13 protein-coding genes are annotated in these 13,424 nt (G+C 59.6%); 3 read left to right on the forward strand and 10 right to left on the reverse strand.

Annotation, left to right across the window (positions count from 1 at the left end):
- Nucleotides 1–171: 171 nt before the first annotated feature.
- Nucleotides 172–1,383: a beta-ketoacyl-ACP synthase I gene (fabB, locus tag EHO01S_RS02965; RefSeq protein WP_024522563.1), complete on the reverse strand. Its 1,212-nt coding sequence runs from the start codon at nucleotides 1,381–1,383 to the stop codon at nucleotides 172–174.
- Nucleotides 1,384–1,554: 171 nt separating this feature from the next.
- On the opposite strand from fabB, the gene mnmC reads away from it, so the two are divergent.
- Nucleotides 1,555–3,576: a bifunctional tRNA (5-methylaminomethyl-2-thiouridine)(34)-methyltransferase MnmC2/FAD-dependent 5-carboxymethylaminomethyl-2-thiouridine(34) oxidoreductase MnmC1 gene (mnmC, locus tag EHO01S_RS02970; RefSeq protein ID WP_024522564.1), complete on the forward strand. Its 2,022-nt coding sequence runs from the start codon at nucleotides 1,555–1,557 to the stop codon at nucleotides 3,574–3,576.
- Between the two features lie 47 nt (nucleotides 3,577–3,623).
- Here mnmC and EHO01S_RS02975 read toward each other — a convergent pair whose 3' ends face one another.
- The 6 genes from EHO01S_RS02975 to prmB all read right to left on the reverse strand — a co-directional run bounded on the left by EHO01S_RS02975 (nucleotide 3,624) and on the right by prmB (nucleotide 8,673).
- Nucleotides 3,624–3,896 carry a YfcL family protein gene (locus tag EHO01S_RS02975; protein ID WP_024522565.1) on the reverse strand — a complete coding sequence of 91 codons (273 nt, stop codon included), beginning with the start codon at nucleotides 3,894–3,896 and terminating at the stop codon, nucleotides 3,624–3,626.
- A 38-nt stretch (nucleotides 3,897–3,934) separates the two neighbouring features.
- On the reverse strand, nucleotides 3,935–4,483 hold the full coding sequence (locus EHO01S_RS02980; protein WP_024522566.1) for an elongation factor P hydroxylase: 549 nt from the start codon (nucleotides 4,481–4,483) through the stop codon (nucleotides 3,935–3,937).
- A gap of 87 nt (nucleotides 4,484–4,570) precedes the next feature.
- The gene (locus EHO01S_RS02985; RefSeq protein ID WP_024522567.1) at nucleotides 4,571–5,371 is read right to left on the reverse strand and encodes a sulfite exporter TauE/SafE family protein; all 801 of its coding nucleotides are present in this window, start codon (nucleotides 5,369–5,371) and stop codon (nucleotides 4,571–4,573) included.
- A gap of 347 nt (nucleotides 5,372–5,718) precedes the next feature.
- On the reverse strand, nucleotides 5,719–6,555 hold the full coding sequence (gene mepA, locus EHO01S_RS02990; RefSeq protein ID WP_024522568.1) for a penicillin-insensitive murein endopeptidase: 837 nt from the start codon (nucleotides 6,553–6,555) through the stop codon (nucleotides 5,719–5,721).
- A 13-nt stretch (nucleotides 6,556–6,568) separates the two neighbouring features.
- Nucleotides 6,569–7,654: a chorismate synthase gene (aroC, locus tag EHO01S_RS02995; RefSeq protein WP_024522569.1), complete on the reverse strand. Its 1,086-nt coding sequence runs from the start codon at nucleotides 7,652–7,654 to the stop codon at nucleotides 6,569–6,571.
- Between the two features lie 86 nt (nucleotides 7,655–7,740).
- Complete coding sequence (gene prmB, locus EHO01S_RS03000) at nucleotides 7,741–8,673, reverse strand: 50S ribosomal protein L3 N(5)-glutamine methyltransferase (protein WP_024522570.1); 933 nt, start codon at nucleotides 8,671–8,673, stop codon at nucleotides 7,741–7,743.
- A 216-nt stretch (nucleotides 8,674–8,889) separates the two neighbouring features.
- Here prmB and smrB point away from each other — a divergent pair, with 216 nt between their 5' ends.
- Nucleotides 8,890–9,435 (forward strand): endonuclease SmrB, encoded by a 546-nt coding sequence (smrB, locus tag EHO01S_RS03005; RefSeq protein ID WP_024522571.1) that lies wholly within the window; start codon nucleotides 8,890–8,892, stop codon nucleotides 9,433–9,435.
- A gap of 40 nt (nucleotides 9,436–9,475) precedes the next feature.
- Here the strand turns inward: smrB and sixA are convergent, their stop codons facing one another.
- Both sixA and EHO01S_RS03015 read right to left on the reverse strand, forming a co-directional pair.
- A complete protein-coding gene (gene sixA / locus EHO01S_RS03010) occupies nucleotides 9,476–9,952 on the reverse strand; it encodes a phosphohistidine phosphatase SixA (protein WP_024522572.1) in 477 nt (158 codons plus the stop codon).
- Between the two features lie 379 nt (nucleotides 9,953–10,331).
- A complete protein-coding gene (locus EHO01S_RS03015; RefSeq protein WP_081702226.1) occupies nucleotides 10,332–10,628 on the reverse strand; it encodes a YfcZ/YiiS family protein in 297 nt (98 codons plus the stop codon).
- A gap of 398 nt (nucleotides 10,629–11,026) precedes the next feature.
- On the opposite strand from EHO01S_RS03015, the gene fadL reads away from it, so the two are divergent.
- A complete protein-coding gene (fadL, locus tag EHO01S_RS03020; protein ID WP_024522574.1) occupies nucleotides 11,027–12,325 on the forward strand; it encodes a long-chain fatty acid transporter FadL in 1,299 nt (432 codons plus the stop codon).
- Nucleotides 12,326–12,619: 294 nt separating this feature from the next.
- Here fadL and mlaA read toward each other — a convergent pair whose 3' ends face one another.
- On the reverse strand, nucleotides 12,620–13,387 hold the full coding sequence (gene mlaA / locus EHO01S_RS03025) for a phospholipid-binding lipoprotein MlaA (RefSeq protein WP_024522575.1): 768 nt from the start codon (nucleotides 13,385–13,387) through the stop codon (nucleotides 12,620–12,622).
- Nucleotides 13,388–13,424 lie beyond the last annotated feature (37 nt).

A 13,424-nucleotide genomic window follows, 5' to 3' on the forward strand; every position in this document is an offset into this window, starting at 1 on the left:
GAGGCAGAGGCAGAGGCAGAGGCAGAGGCAGAGGCAGAGGCAGAGGCAGAGGCAGAGGCAGAGGCAGAGGCAGAGAGGATAAAACGCAGAACACCCTGCCGACAACACGGTTGGCAGGGTGTAGCTTTATTTATTTGCGTTATCTCGATCTCGCGCGCGGGCGCGATACGCTTACTTATGTTTACGCATTACCAAGGTGGCGTTAGTACCGCCGAAGCCAAAGCTGTTGGACATCACCACATCCAGCTCACGCTCGGTGGTTTCGGTGACGATGTTCATCCCGGCGGCCTGCTCATCCAGCTCTTCGATGTTGATGCTCGGCGCGATAAAGCCATGCTCCAGCATCAGTAGGGTATAGATGGCCTCGTGAACGCCCGCCGCGCCCAGCGCATGACCCGTCATGGCCTTGGTCGAGGAGATAGCGGGTGTCTTATCGCCGAAAACTTCGCGAATGGCACCCAATTCTTTCACGTCGCCAACCATGGTGGAGGTACCGTGTACGTTCAGGTAGTCAACCGGCTTATCCAGATCCTGCATCGCCATCTGCATGCAGCGTGCCGCGCCTTCACCCGACGGAGCAACCATATCGTAACCATCCGAGGTCGCGCCGTAACCAACGATCTCGGCATAGATGTGCGCGCCGCGGGCCAGCGCGTGCTCCAACTCCTCCACCACCACGATGCCGCCGCCACCGGAGATGACGAATCCGTCACGCTTAGCGTCGTAGGTACGGGAGGCCTTTTCCGGCGTATCGTTGTAATGGGTAGACAACGCGCCCATGGCATCAAACTCACACGCCAGCTCCCAGCACATCTCTTCCCCGCCGCCGGCGAAGACCACGTCCTGTTTACCCAGTTGGATCATCTCCACGGCGTTACCGATGCAGTGCGCCGAGGTGGCGCAAGCGGAGCTGATGGAATAGTTGACGCCACGGATCTTAAACGGCGTCGCCAGGCAGGCAGAGACGCCAGATGCCATCGCCTTGGTAACCATGTAAGGGCCGACACCACGAATACCGCGAGAACGCATGCCATCGGCACCGGCAACCTGGTTGCGCGGAGAGCCGCCGCCGGAGCCGACGATCAGACCGGTACGGTTATTGGACACCATCTCGTCCGTCAGGCCAGAATCGTTGATCGCTTCCTGCATCGACAGATAAGCATAGATCGATGCATCGCTCATAAAACGCATCACCTTGCGGTCAATCAAGCCCGTGGTGTCCAGCTTGATGTTGCCCCACACCTGACTACGCATACCGGCTTCCTGTAATTCAGGCGCAAAGGTGATCCCCGAACGCCCTTCTTTCAGAGACGCCAGCACCTCCTGTTGGTTGTTACCGATACTGGAAACAATACCCAAGCCAGTAATCACTGCACGTTTCATTCATTACCTCGTGAAAAAATTATGTCATTCGGGATACGTGTCGCACTTTAGCGTACAGCTGTACGCCGAGGCAAGTCCGATCAGCGCTGGTAAAACCAGATCGCGTGAAATTTGCTGCCCCGCCCACAGACCGTTAGAATCGTGCACTGGCTGATTTAGCGGTAAAAAAACGTGAACCATACATCGATACAGGGCGCATCGCTGAGCTGGAACCAACAGGGTACACCTGTTTCGCAACAGTTTGACGACGTCTACTTCTCCAATCAGGATGGGTTAGCGGAAACGCGCCATGTCTTCTTACAGGGAAATAGGCTGCCGCAGCGCTGGCGGGAGCCCGGACGGACGTGTTTTACTGTCGCAGAGACCGGCTTCGGCACCGGGCTCAACTTTCTTACCCTGTGGCAGGCCCACGCCGCCTGCCGGCAAGAGGCGCCTGAGCAGACGCCGCACCGCCTACACTTCATCAGCTTCGAAAAGTATCCGCTACAACGCGGCGATCTGCGTGCAGCCCATGCCGCCTGGCCGGAGCTGGCCGAATTCAGCGCACAACTGTGCGCCGTATGGCCCGATGCCTTGCCCGGCTGCCACCGTCTGCATCCGGCCCCGCACATCACCCTGGATCTGTGGTTTGGCGATATCAACACGCTATTGCCACAGTTACCCGATGGGCTAGATGGCCACATCGATGCCTGGTTTCTCGATGGCTTCGCCCCGGCAAAAAATCCGGATATGTGGACCCAGACGCTGTTCGATACCATGGCGCGTCTGGCGCGTCCCGGCGCCACCTTCGCCACCTTTACCGCTGCCGGTTTCGTGCGGCGCGGTCTGCTGCAAGCGGGCTTCGAGGTCGACAAGGTCAAGGGATTCGGGAAAAAACGCGAATGCTTGGCGGGCCGTCGTCCACCGCTCCCCTCCACCACTCCCGCCCGCGCCCCTTGGTATGCCCGCCCGGCGGCGACGTGTCCCGATGAGGTGGCGCTGATCGGCGGCGGAGTCGCCTCGGCCCTGTGCGCCTTGGCGCTGTTACGCCGTGGCAGCCGTGTCACCCTGTACTGCGCCGACGCCCAGGGCGCCGAGGGTGCCTCTGGTAATCGCCAGGGAGCGCTCTACCCCCTGCTCAATGGGCGCGGCGACGCTCTGGAACGCTTCTATGCCCGCGCTTTTCCCTATGCCCTACGCTGCTATGATGCGCTAATCGAGCAGGGCGTAACCTTCGCCCATCAATGGTGCGGGGTCAGCCAACTGGGCTATGATGCCACCAGCCAGCGTAAGATTGCGCAATTATTGGCCGCCGGTTGGCCGACATGGCTGGCACAAGGCGGCGATGCCGCCGCCTTGAGTGAACGCTGCGCCCTGCCATTGCCGCAGGGCGGCGTCAGCTATCCACGCGGTGGCTGGCTGGATCCCGCACAGTTGACCCGCCAGGCGTTGGCCTTCGCCGAGCGCCAGGGTGCCGTTTTACACTTCAACCAACGCGTGACACAGTTACAACGTGAAGCGCAGGGCTGGCGGCTCCTGCTGGCTGACGGCACACAGCGACGACATACCTGCGTGGTACTGGCCACCGGCGCCGAGCTCGATCAGTTCAGCCAATGCGATGCACTACCGCTCTATCCTGTGCGCGGCCAGGTCAGTCATATCCCTAGCATCCCGGCATTGGCCGGGTTGCGCCAAGTATTATGCTACGACGGCTACCTGACGCCTCGCAGCCCGGACTATGGTACCCATTGTATCGGCGCCAGCTACCGACGAAACTGCCGTGACCGCGCCTATAGCCAGCAGGAGCAACAGGATAATCGCCAACGCCTGATCGACTGCCTACCGCAGAGCACCTGGCCCTACCAGGTCGATGTCAGCGCCGGCGCAGCGCGCGTCGGCGTGCGCTGCGTCGTACGCGACCACCTGCCTTTAGTCGGCGCATTACCGGATCAACCCGCGCTTCAGGCCTGTTACGCCGACGATACCCGTTATGATGGCTCGACGGCACCGACTGCACCCAGTCATCCGGATCTGTTTATTCTTGGCGCACTCGGTTCACGCGGGTTGTGCAGCGCACCGCTGTGCGCCGAACTGCTGGCCGCACAGATCCACGATGAGGCGTTACCGCTAGAGCAGGATCTGCTGGCGGCCCTCAACCCCAACCGTTTCTGGCTGCGTAAATGGTTAAAGAAGCAAGGTAAAGCGCGGCGCTAGAGCGGCACATAGCTCGGGCGTGCGGACGCTTTGCCCGAGTGGCGCGCTTAGTGGGCGCGCTGGTAGAGATCCTGCCATAGGTTGTACACCAACGCCTGGTCGGGCGGAGAGAGTTCGCCGGCATGGATGGCGTGGGCCAAACTGGCTCGCACCGCTTCGTCCAACTGGGCTGGCGTTGCCTGTGGCAATGCCTCGACCTCCGCTACCGCCAGGGTCAGATGGCCGCGCAAGTAACCGCCGGCAAACAGTTCATCGTCACTGGCGTGCTCCACCATCTCGTCAATCAGTGCCAGAATACGGCATTCAAACTCTGTAATCATTACGGCTCCTTGGATAAGGGGATCGGTGACATCTACCGTCACTGCACGTATTCCGGGTAAGGAAAGGCCTGCGGTGTCAGCGCCGGAGTATGGTAAAACGCCTGTAGCGCCTGGATAAAGCGCGCCGCCCGCGCGGGGATCCCCTGCGCCAGATAGGCCAGAACCTGTTCACGTACCCGCCGTTGGAAGGCGATCCGATCGGGCTCAAAGTCGCCCTCCAGATTGTCGCAACTCACATTAAACGGATAACCGGCGGCGACGCAGAACAACCAGTCCAATGCCTGCGGTTTCACCTCCACCACCTCGAAACGCGCCTGTGTCGCGGCATCGCGCCCATCGGGACAGTACCAGTAGCCATAATCCTCCAGACGACGCCGCGCTTCACCGGCGATACACCAGTGGGAGATCTCATGTAAGGCACTGGCATAGTAGCCATGGGCGAAGACGATACGGTGCTGCGCATCCGTTTCATCGGCGGGCAGATAGATGGGCTCCCCCGTCCCGGCCACCAGCCGAGTTTGGTACTCGCTGCCGAAGGTCTGCGCAAACAGATCGATTAATTGCTGATAATGATGGGTTACAGACATGAATAGCGACGACTCTCATAAAGAAGTAAGGAACGGCGTCGTGCCGTGCGCGGCGATTGTCGCACAGGCGGCAGCCACTTGCACCCGTTACCATCCTTGTTGCAGCCAGGTCAGGATTTCATCGCCATGATTGTCAAACAACAGCTTGGCACTCATCAGCAGCGACATAGCCACGATCATGGGCCGAATCAAGGCTTGCCCCTTGGTCAGAACCATCCGCGCGCCGAGGCGCGCACCGATCACCTGCCCCACCAGCATCAACAATCCGACGACCCAAACAACGTTGCCGCCGAGGATAAAGAACAGGAGCGAAGCCGCATTGGAGGTGAAGTTGAGCACCTTGGCATGCGCCGTCGCCTTGGGGAGGGTCAGCCCGAGCAGCATCACATAGCCCAGGGCGTAGAATGAACCGGCTCCGGGACCAAAGAAACCATCATAAAAGCCGACACAGGCGCCGCCCAAAACGGCGAACAGCGGCATCCCAATGCGTGCTACCCCTTCACTGGCCCCCAGCGATGGCGTCAACAAGAAGTAAATACCGACACAAATGATCAGATAAGGCAGCCACTGACGCAGGATATCGGCCTGAAGAGATTGCACCAAAATAGTACCGATAGCGGAAGCGACAAAGGTAAGCAGTATGACCCACTTCTGCTGTGCTAGGTTGACCACACGGCGGCGCACAAAATAGAGACTGGCGGAAAAGGAGCCCCCCACCGACTGTAACTTATTGGTGGCCAGCGCCTGCGCAGGCGGCAGACCGGCTGCCAGTAACGCCGGCACCGTCAGTAAGCCGCCGCCGCCGGCGATGGCATCGATAAAACCGGCGAATAACGCCACGCAAAATAGAATTCCGATTAATTCGGGGGAAAGCAGCAGTGTTTCCATGATCCTTGCCTAAACCGTCACATCGTGTTGTGTCTGTCCTGTATCACATCGGCATTATCAGACATAGAAATTATATGCAGCGTTATGTGATTTAGACCGCGAAATAGGGCGTTATCATGACAAACTATTCATTCGGCGTAACTGATTTTTATCATACCGTCGTATCAGAGCAGCGGCTAGCGGCGCTGCCGTCATCGCAGGCAAGGTCGCGGGGGAGCCCGTCGGCATCACGTTACGACGCGTGCAGCACTGCCCAGGCCAGCATCAATAGGGTAATGCGGGGCGGAAGTAGGGCGATGCCCGCCGCGCGTCATAAACGCAGGGCGACATCGCCGCAGACGCAGAGGCTAGGCGTCCTCATCGTGTAACTGTGCCAATAACGCCTGGCAGGCCGCCGGCAACGGTGGTGGAGTGCGCGGCTTGGCGGGAGCGCTTGGCGCCGAGGGCGGTAGGAACCAGCTGGCCAGCTCTGCGCCACAGCCATCGCCGGGTGGCGGCGGCAGCTGCGCTTCACAGGCCGTGCTGCCCGGCGGACAGTTCAGACGCACATGCATATGTGCCCGGTGGGCGAACCAGGGACGCACCTTATGCAGCCATTGGCGATCGGTACCCGCCGTATCGCACAGCTGGCGCTTGATCGCTGGATTGACAAAGATACGTGACACCTGCCGATCCTCGGCGGCCAGCTTAATCAACTCACCGATTTGCGGCCTCCAGCGCGACGGGATCACTCGCTCCCCGCCGACCGCGACCAGATCCTGCGGCACCGGTTGACGTAACTGCTGTTGACTCCAGCGCTGCTGAGGCAGTTGCAGCCAAATATCGACATCCAACCCCGACTGATGGCTGGCATGGCCGCCGTTGAAAGGCCCACCTGCCGGCATTGCCATATCACCGACCAGTACGGTTCCCAGATGTTGCGCCTTCGCCTGCTCGCTCAAGCGCTCGATAAATGCCAGCAACGCCGGATGGCCGAAGTAACGCCGCTGTTGGCTACGCATCACCTGATAATCCGGTGAGGTGAGTGGCAACGCCCGAGCCCCGATGATACAGCCGTTGGCATAGCTGCCGATGGCCTGAGGCGGTCCCGCCACCGGTTGCGTAATACGCTGCCAGGGCGTTTGAGCGCATACTGGCCAAACACAGAGCGCCAGCAACCATCCCCATCCCCATCCGCGTCGCATAACCCGCGCTCCTTTACCAACGTGGCACCGTGCAGACCACATCCGCACACTGCGCCCGCTGGCGCAATAGATGATCCATCAACACCAGGGCCACCATCGCCTCGGCGATCGGCACCGCGCGGATCCCGACGCAAGGGTCATGGCGGCCACGGGTTACCATGGTCGTCGCCTCCCCTTCGCGCGTGATGGTTTGTCCCGGCACCATAATGCTGGAGGTCGGCTTCAGCGCCAAGCGGGCCAGCAGCGGCTGTCCAGTACTGATCCCCCCCAAGATGCCGCCGGCATGATTGCTCAAGAATCCGTCCGGCGCGATCTCATCGCGGTGTTCGCTGCCGCGCTGCGCCACCACCGCGAAGCCGTCGCCGATCTCCACCCCTTTTACCGCATTGATGCTCATCAACGCATGGGCCAGATCGGCATCCAGGCGATCGAACACCGGCTCCCCCAACCCCGGCGGTACCCCTGTCGCCAGCACCCTCACCTCGGCACCGATCGAGTCGCCGCTTTTCTTCAGATCGCGCATCAGCGCATCCAGTGCCGCCAGTTGGTTCACGTCAGGACAAAAGAAGGGGTTTTGCTCTACCTGTGCCCAGTCATACTGCTGACAGGCGATCGTTCCCATGCGCGACAGGCAGGCGCGGATGCTGATGCCATGCTGTAGGCGCAGGTATTTCTTGGCGATGGCGCCGGCGGCCACCCGCATCGCCGTCTCACGCGCCGAGGCGCGCCCGCCGCCCCGGTAGTCGCGCAGACCATACTTCTGCTCGTAGCTGTAGTCGGCATGCCCCGGACGAAAGAGATCCTTGATGGCGCCGTAATCCTGTGAGCGCTGATCAGTATTCTCGATCAACAGACCGATGCTGGTTCCGGTCGTCACTCCCTCGAAGACACCGGAGAGGATACGCACGCGATCCGCTTCACGCCGCGCGGTGGTGTAGCGCGAGCTACCGGGGCGACGACGATCGAGATCGTGTTGCAGATCCGCTTCGCTCAACGCCATTCCCGGCGGCACGCCGTCCACGATGCACCCCAGCGCCGCCCCATGCGACTCACCGAAGGTGGTGAGCCTGAATACCTGCCCAATGCTGTTTCCCGCCATGTCACTCTCCTGGTTACCCTGACGCCATCAGGGGACTGCCTGTCTTGGCATTCGGTTTGGCGGCAGGCCTACGCCTGCCTGGTACATCAACTGCGATAAAGGGCGAAGTGAGCGGCGCAGTCCAACAGCTGCTGACGCGTCAACATGAACACACCATCGCCGCCATTAGCGAACTCCAACCAGACGAACGGGATGTCCGGGTACTGCTCCATCAGGTGTACCATGCTGTTGCCGACCTCGCAGATCAACACCCCGTCGTCGCTCAAGTAGTCCGGCGCGCAAGCCAGGATGCGGCGTACCAGCTTCAAGCCATCGCTGCCAGCAGCCAACCCCAGTTCCGGCTCATGACGGAACTCATCAGGTAGATCGGACATGTCTTCTTCGTCGACATACGGTGGGTTGGTGACGATCAGGTCGTAACGCAGCGCCGGCAACTCACGGAACAGATCGGAACGGATCGGCGTAACCTGTTGTTCCAGGCCATGCTGCTGGATGTTGTGCTCGGTCACCGCCAGTACGTCGCCAGAGATATCCACCGCATCCACCTCGGCCTGCGGAAAAGCATAGGCGCAGGCGATGGCGATGCAGCCGCTACCGGTACACATGTCTAAGATATGCTGCGGTGATCCGCTGATCAGGCCGGCGAAACGGTTGTCGATAAGCTCACCGATCGGCGAGCGCGGCACCAATACCCGCTCGTCAACATAGAACTCATGCCCACAGAACCAAGCCTTGTTGGTCAGGTAAGCCACCGGGATGCGCTCATTGATGCGGCGGATTACCCGCTCGACGATGCGGTGACGTTCGCTTAGGGTAAGGCGCGCATTGCGCATCTCTTCGGGGATGTCCATCGGCAGGTAGAGGCTCGGCAGCACCAGCTGCACCGCTTCGTCCCAGGGGTTATCCGTGCCGTGGCCGTAGTAAACCTCCGCGGCGTTAAAACGGCTGACGCTCCAGCGCAGCATATCCTGAATGGTGTGCAGTTCGTTTACCGCTTCGTCGACGAAAATTTTGTCCAAAGTAGCCTCCAGCAGCGCTCGGAAAGTCATGCCTCACGGCATGGATTACAGATAAAATCGACTCATGCCCTGGCGGGCACCGTAACGGCGTAGTGTGCCATGAAGCCACAGACAAATCAGCAAAGAATCCATCCGGACGGCGGTTTTACTTAGCGTCGCGCCCATCTGCGGTTACACTATTCGCTCTAGGTCAGCCATCAGCGAACACTCACAACAATGAGCAAGAAACATTCCGTCAGCCACGATGACGCGGCGCTGTTCCGTGCCTCTATCGCCGGTACGCGCCGGCTCCGTCAAGATACCGTTACTCACCGTCCCGCGCGTATCCCGCGGCAGGCTGCGCCGCAAAAGGTCTTACAAGAACAGATCGATGCCAGCTTCTATTTTTCCGATGAGTTTCAGCCCAATCTAAATAGCGAAGGGCCGACCCGCTATGTGCGCCCGGACATCAGCCATTTCGAGCTAAAACAGCTGCGGCGCGGCGACTATTCGCCGGAAATGTTCCTGGATCTGCATGGATTAACCCAGCAACAGGCTAAACAGGAGTTGGGTGCCTTGATCGCCGCCTGCCGGCGGGAACACCTGTGCTGCGCCTGTGTCATGCACGGTCACGGCAAGCACGTGCTCAAACAACAGACACCGCTGTGGTTGGCCCAACACCCGGATGTGCGCGCCTTTTATCAGGCGCCGCGCGAATGGGGCGGCGATGCCGCGCTACTGGTGTTGATCGAGGTGGATGAGCGGGAGGCGCCTCGCCGCTAACGGGCGCTGGCGCCAACATCGGGTTAGCGGCACACAGTGATCAGGCGATATCTGTGATCTGCGCAGGGCTAACCTGCCATTCGAATACTCCACCGTCTTCCGCCAAGCTAACCGCGGCGATCGCCGAGGTGGAGAACATCGGTGGCGCTTCCTGTGGGCACAGGGATGAGACCAGGTAACCGACCAGCGGAAGGTGAGAGATGATCAGGACACGTTGCGATGTTTGCGCCGCCAACGCCTCAAGGTAACTGGCCGTTACATCGGCGTCGCCGCCAGGCACCAGCTCATTCAACACCTCGACCTCCGCCGGCAGCGGCAACACCTCGCGCACTGCGGCCAGGGTTTGCTGCGCCCGCAGATAGGGGCTAACTAATACACGATCGATCTGCTCAACGCTACGCGCCAACCAGGCCGCCATACGCACCGACTCATCATGACCCGCCAGCGTCAAGGGACGTTGCGCATCGCTCGCCGCCTCAAGCGCCGCCTCACCGTGACGCATAATAAAAACTTGCATATTGCACCGCTACTATGGGTAAACGCCGACGCCACCGTGCGCGGCTTTTACACCCTGATGGAAAGAAAATATCGTTGCTCAATGCATCCTTTACCGGCATCCACCGGAAGAGCAAAGGATAACTGTGGGGTCGCCGCCTGATTATTGTTGTCGCGCGACCACGTCATACTGCTGGCAACGCGCTAACTCCGCGCCGCAGGAAGGAAAACTACCCCGTTCATCCACGGCTGTACAGCATTGCGGGGGAAAAGAGTTGCAGCCAGTGATCCGCCTCTCATCCACGCGGCATCACGCGTAACGGGGCTGACAAGGCGATCTTCATTCGGTGATAAAAAACGCACGGTTTCCCGTGCGTCTGGCTATTCAGTCTGGCGTTAGCTTAACGCAGACCCAGTTGGAAAATCAGCGTCTCAGCTTGGCAGCAAAACACGAAATCGATGTTCAGCTCGAAACCTTGCTCACTTTCGTTGATCGTGCTGGTGATCTGGCATGGCTCAGACTCCACCGCACGTGCCTTCTCTGTCAGCGTCGCCAGCATGGCCTCAGCCTCTCCCTGGCTGGCAAACAGATGACGATAAGATGCGGTGCAGTCGGTGTTATCCATTACGGTACCTACGTCTACACAGCAGCATGCCGCCGTTTCAGTCGCGCTGCATTTATTGATGGCATCGGTCATTTCACTTGTCTCCTCATGGGGGCAGAGGCCCCGATAGTCGTGCCAATGATGATCTGGCTCAAAAAATAAGATATTTACGCTTATTTTACCTCGACTGCCAGGCCGGCACTAGCGCCGGAAGCGAGGAATTGTATGTCGTGGCGTAACGCCGCTTCTCACCGTAAAAGCGGCCTTTTATTACCCATTTTCCCCACAAAACACAACAAAAACAACGTAAAATCAACCAAAAACATACAATAATCACATGAATTGCCAGAACATTTTGATAACATTGGCGCCGATGTTCGCCGTATCGGGCGACTGGTCTGATTTGTTAGACCGCCATCCCCCCCTACAATCCGCGCTCCTTGTTACGATGTGTAACATTGCTTAAAAAAAGTTCTGCGAGGCTTCGGATTATGCGCCCACAAAAACTGTTTACTCGATCGGCGTTAGCCGCAGCAGTAGCACTCCTCTCTTCCGCCAACACCTATGCCGCGGGTTTTCAGCTCAATGAGTTTTCAGCCGCGGGGCTGGGACGCGCCTTCTCCGGCGAGGGGGCCATGATCGATACGCCGGCCTCCGCCAGCCGTAACCCGGCGGTGCTGAGCACTTTCGACCGCCCGGCCCTTTCCGTCGGCGGTATCTATATCGATCCCGGCGTCGATATCACCGGTACCTCGCCAACGGGGCGCAGCCTAAACGCGCACAATATCGCGCCGAGTGCCCTGATCCCCAACCTGCACTACGTGCAGCCGCTGAATGACCGTTGGTCCATCGGCGCCTCCGCCACCAGTAATTACGGTCTGGCTACCGAGTTCAGCGATGACTACACCGCCGGCGCCTTCGGCGGCACCACCGATCTGATGACGGCCAACTTCAACCTGAGCACCGCCTACCGCCTCAATCCGCAGTGGAGCTTCGGTCTGGGCGTTAACGCGGTCTACGCTAAAGCGAAGATCGAGCGTTATGCTGGCGAATTGGGCGCTTTAGTTGGGCAACCCGCCAATACGATGATCGCCGATTTAAAAGGCCACACCTGGGGCTATGGCTGGAACGCCGGGATCCTGTATCAGATCGACGAGCGTAACCGCTACGCCCTGACCTACCGCTCCGAAGTGAAACTTGACTTCAAAGGCGACTACAGCAGCGCGCTGCCTCCATCCGCCCATTTGACTCCTATCATGGGTACTATCTTCAGCCACCTAGGCCTCCCTGCCGGTAGCGATGGCCAGATCATTCCGGGTAAGCTGAGCATGACCCTGCCGGCGATGTTGGAAGTCTCCGGCTATAACCGCGTGGCGCCGCAGTGGGCCATCCACTATAGCCTCGCCTATACCACCTGGAGCCAGTTCAAAGAACTGAAAGCCACCAATAACGCTAACGATACTCTGTTCCAGAAGGATGAGCAGTTCCACGATGCCTATCGCATGGCGCTGGGTGCCACCTACTACTACGACGATAACTGGACCTTCCGTGGCGGTGTCGCCTTCGATGCCACGCCGGTACCGGCAGATCACCGTTCCATCTCCATCCCGGATCAGAACCGTGCCTGGCTGAGCGGCGGCTTTAGCTACGCCTTCAATCGTGATCTCTCCGTGGATGTCGGGGCTTCCTATATGCACGGTTCCCACGTCAACTTCAAGGAAGGCCCTTATCAGTTCCGCTCCGTCGGCAAAGCCTGGCTGTACGGCGCCAACGTCAACTACGCCTTCTAAGGCTAGCTAGCGCGTTTAATCGTTCAGTAGCGCCCTTCGGGGCGCTTTTTTTATCCCCGGAGGATGCCCCGCGCATTGTCGGTCGACCCACTCAGCGCTTGCACTGGCGCGACATCATGCCGCCCGACGACAGACGGCGCAGGCATCGGAGCCTGAGCGCCGCTACCGGCGCGGCGTGGCACACGGCGCCAGCGCTAAACCGCGACATCTCGCGAAACGCCTTGCCCCGTGCGTTCGGCCCGCCAAGGAGCAAAAAAAGGCGCCCATCGGGCGCCGATCACCGCGCGGGTGGACTCAGTTAGCCGCATCGATATCCTTCAGATCGTCCTGAATCGCCTGCGCATTCGGATTCACCTCCGGTTTCACCTGGCCGCCATTCGCCAGGAAGTCGTTGTACTGGAAGTAGGCCTCACGCACCGTGATATAGGGGTCGGGCGAGTTGCGTAACAGGCCATCGGAGTCCAGCAACTGTGCACGCGTCTCGATCCCTTCCAGCGCCCACTTACCCGCCGACATCCAGAAGGTCAGCCACCCCAGCGGCGGATAGAGATAGTCCACCGAATCACCGCCTTCCTGACGTAAGGTGAAACTACCGTACCCCGGCAACACCAGGTAAGGGCCATAGGGCACGTGGTAATAGCCCAGGGTACTACCGAAACGCTGCGGATCCTGTTTCCCCAGCTTGGCCGGATTCGCCATCGCCGCGACATCGATCAATCCTCCCAGTCCCAAGGTCGTATTGAGGAAGAAACGGTTAAAATGGCGGAAACCGTCATAGATACGCCCTTCGGCGAAACAGTTCACCATACTGGCTGGCTCGGACAAGTTGACGAAGAAGTTCATCAGCCCGTTACGCGCCGGACGGGGGAGATAATCGCGCCATACCACCGCTATTGGCCGGACCACATAGGGATCAAGATAGTCGTAGTTGACGCTAAACATGGCGCGGTTAAATCCTTCCAGCGGATCGGATCGCCCCTGAGAATCCGGTTGGGAAGCGCTCGTCGCACAGCCCGCCAACATCACGCTTGCCAGAGCCACTCCCGCCAGACGATATTTCATAATTCACTCCATAAACAAGGACGCCCCATAACGGGGC

The organism is Edwardsiella hoshinae NBRC 105699 = ATCC 33379 (assembly GCF_000474215.1).
Classification (GTDB): Bacteria; Pseudomonadota; Gammaproteobacteria; order Enterobacterales; family Enterobacteriaceae; genus Edwardsiella; species Edwardsiella hoshinae.

Excerpts from the sequence above, each read along its gene's own strand:
- fabB (WP_024522563.1), bottom strand. The coding sequence starts at position 1,383 with ATGAAACGTGCAGTGATTACTGGCTTGGGTATTGTTTCCAGTATCGGT.
- EHO01S_RS02975 (WP_024522565.1), bottom strand. The coding sequence starts at position 3,896 with ATGATTACAGAGTTTGAATGCCGTATTCTGGCACTGATTGACGAGATG.
- EHO01S_RS02980 (WP_024522566.1), bottom strand. The coding sequence starts at position 4,483 with ATGTCTGTAACCCATCATTATCAGCAATTAATCGATCTGTTTGCGCAG.
- EHO01S_RS02985 (WP_024522567.1), bottom strand. The coding sequence starts at position 5,371 with ATGGAAACACTGCTGCTTTCCCCCGAATTAATCGGAATTCTATTTTGC.
- mepA (WP_024522568.1), bottom strand. The coding sequence starts at position 6,555 with ATGCGACGCGGATGGGGATGGGGATGGTTGCTGGCGCTCTGTGTTTGG.
- aroC (WP_024522569.1), bottom strand. The coding sequence starts at position 7,654 with ATGGCGGGAAACAGCATTGGGCAGGTATTCAGGCTCACCACCTTCGGT.
- smrB (WP_024522571.1), top strand. The coding sequence starts at position 8,890 with ATGAGCAAGAAACATTCCGTCAGCCACGATGACGCGGCGCTGTTCCGT.
- sixA (WP_024522572.1), bottom strand. The coding sequence starts at position 9,952 with ATGCAAGTTTTTATTATGCGTCACGGTGAGGCGGCGCTTGAGGCGGCG.
- EHO01S_RS03015 (WP_081702226.1), bottom strand. The coding sequence starts at position 10,628 with ATGACCGATGCCATCAATAAATGCAGCGCGACTGAAACGGCGGCATGC.
- fadL (WP_024522574.1), top strand. The coding sequence starts at position 11,027 with ATGCGCCCACAAAAACTGTTTACTCGATCGGCGTTAGCCGCAGCAGTA.
- mlaA (WP_024522575.1), bottom strand. The coding sequence starts at position 13,387 with ATGAAATATCGTCTGGCGGGAGTGGCTCTGGCAAGCGTGATGTTGGCG.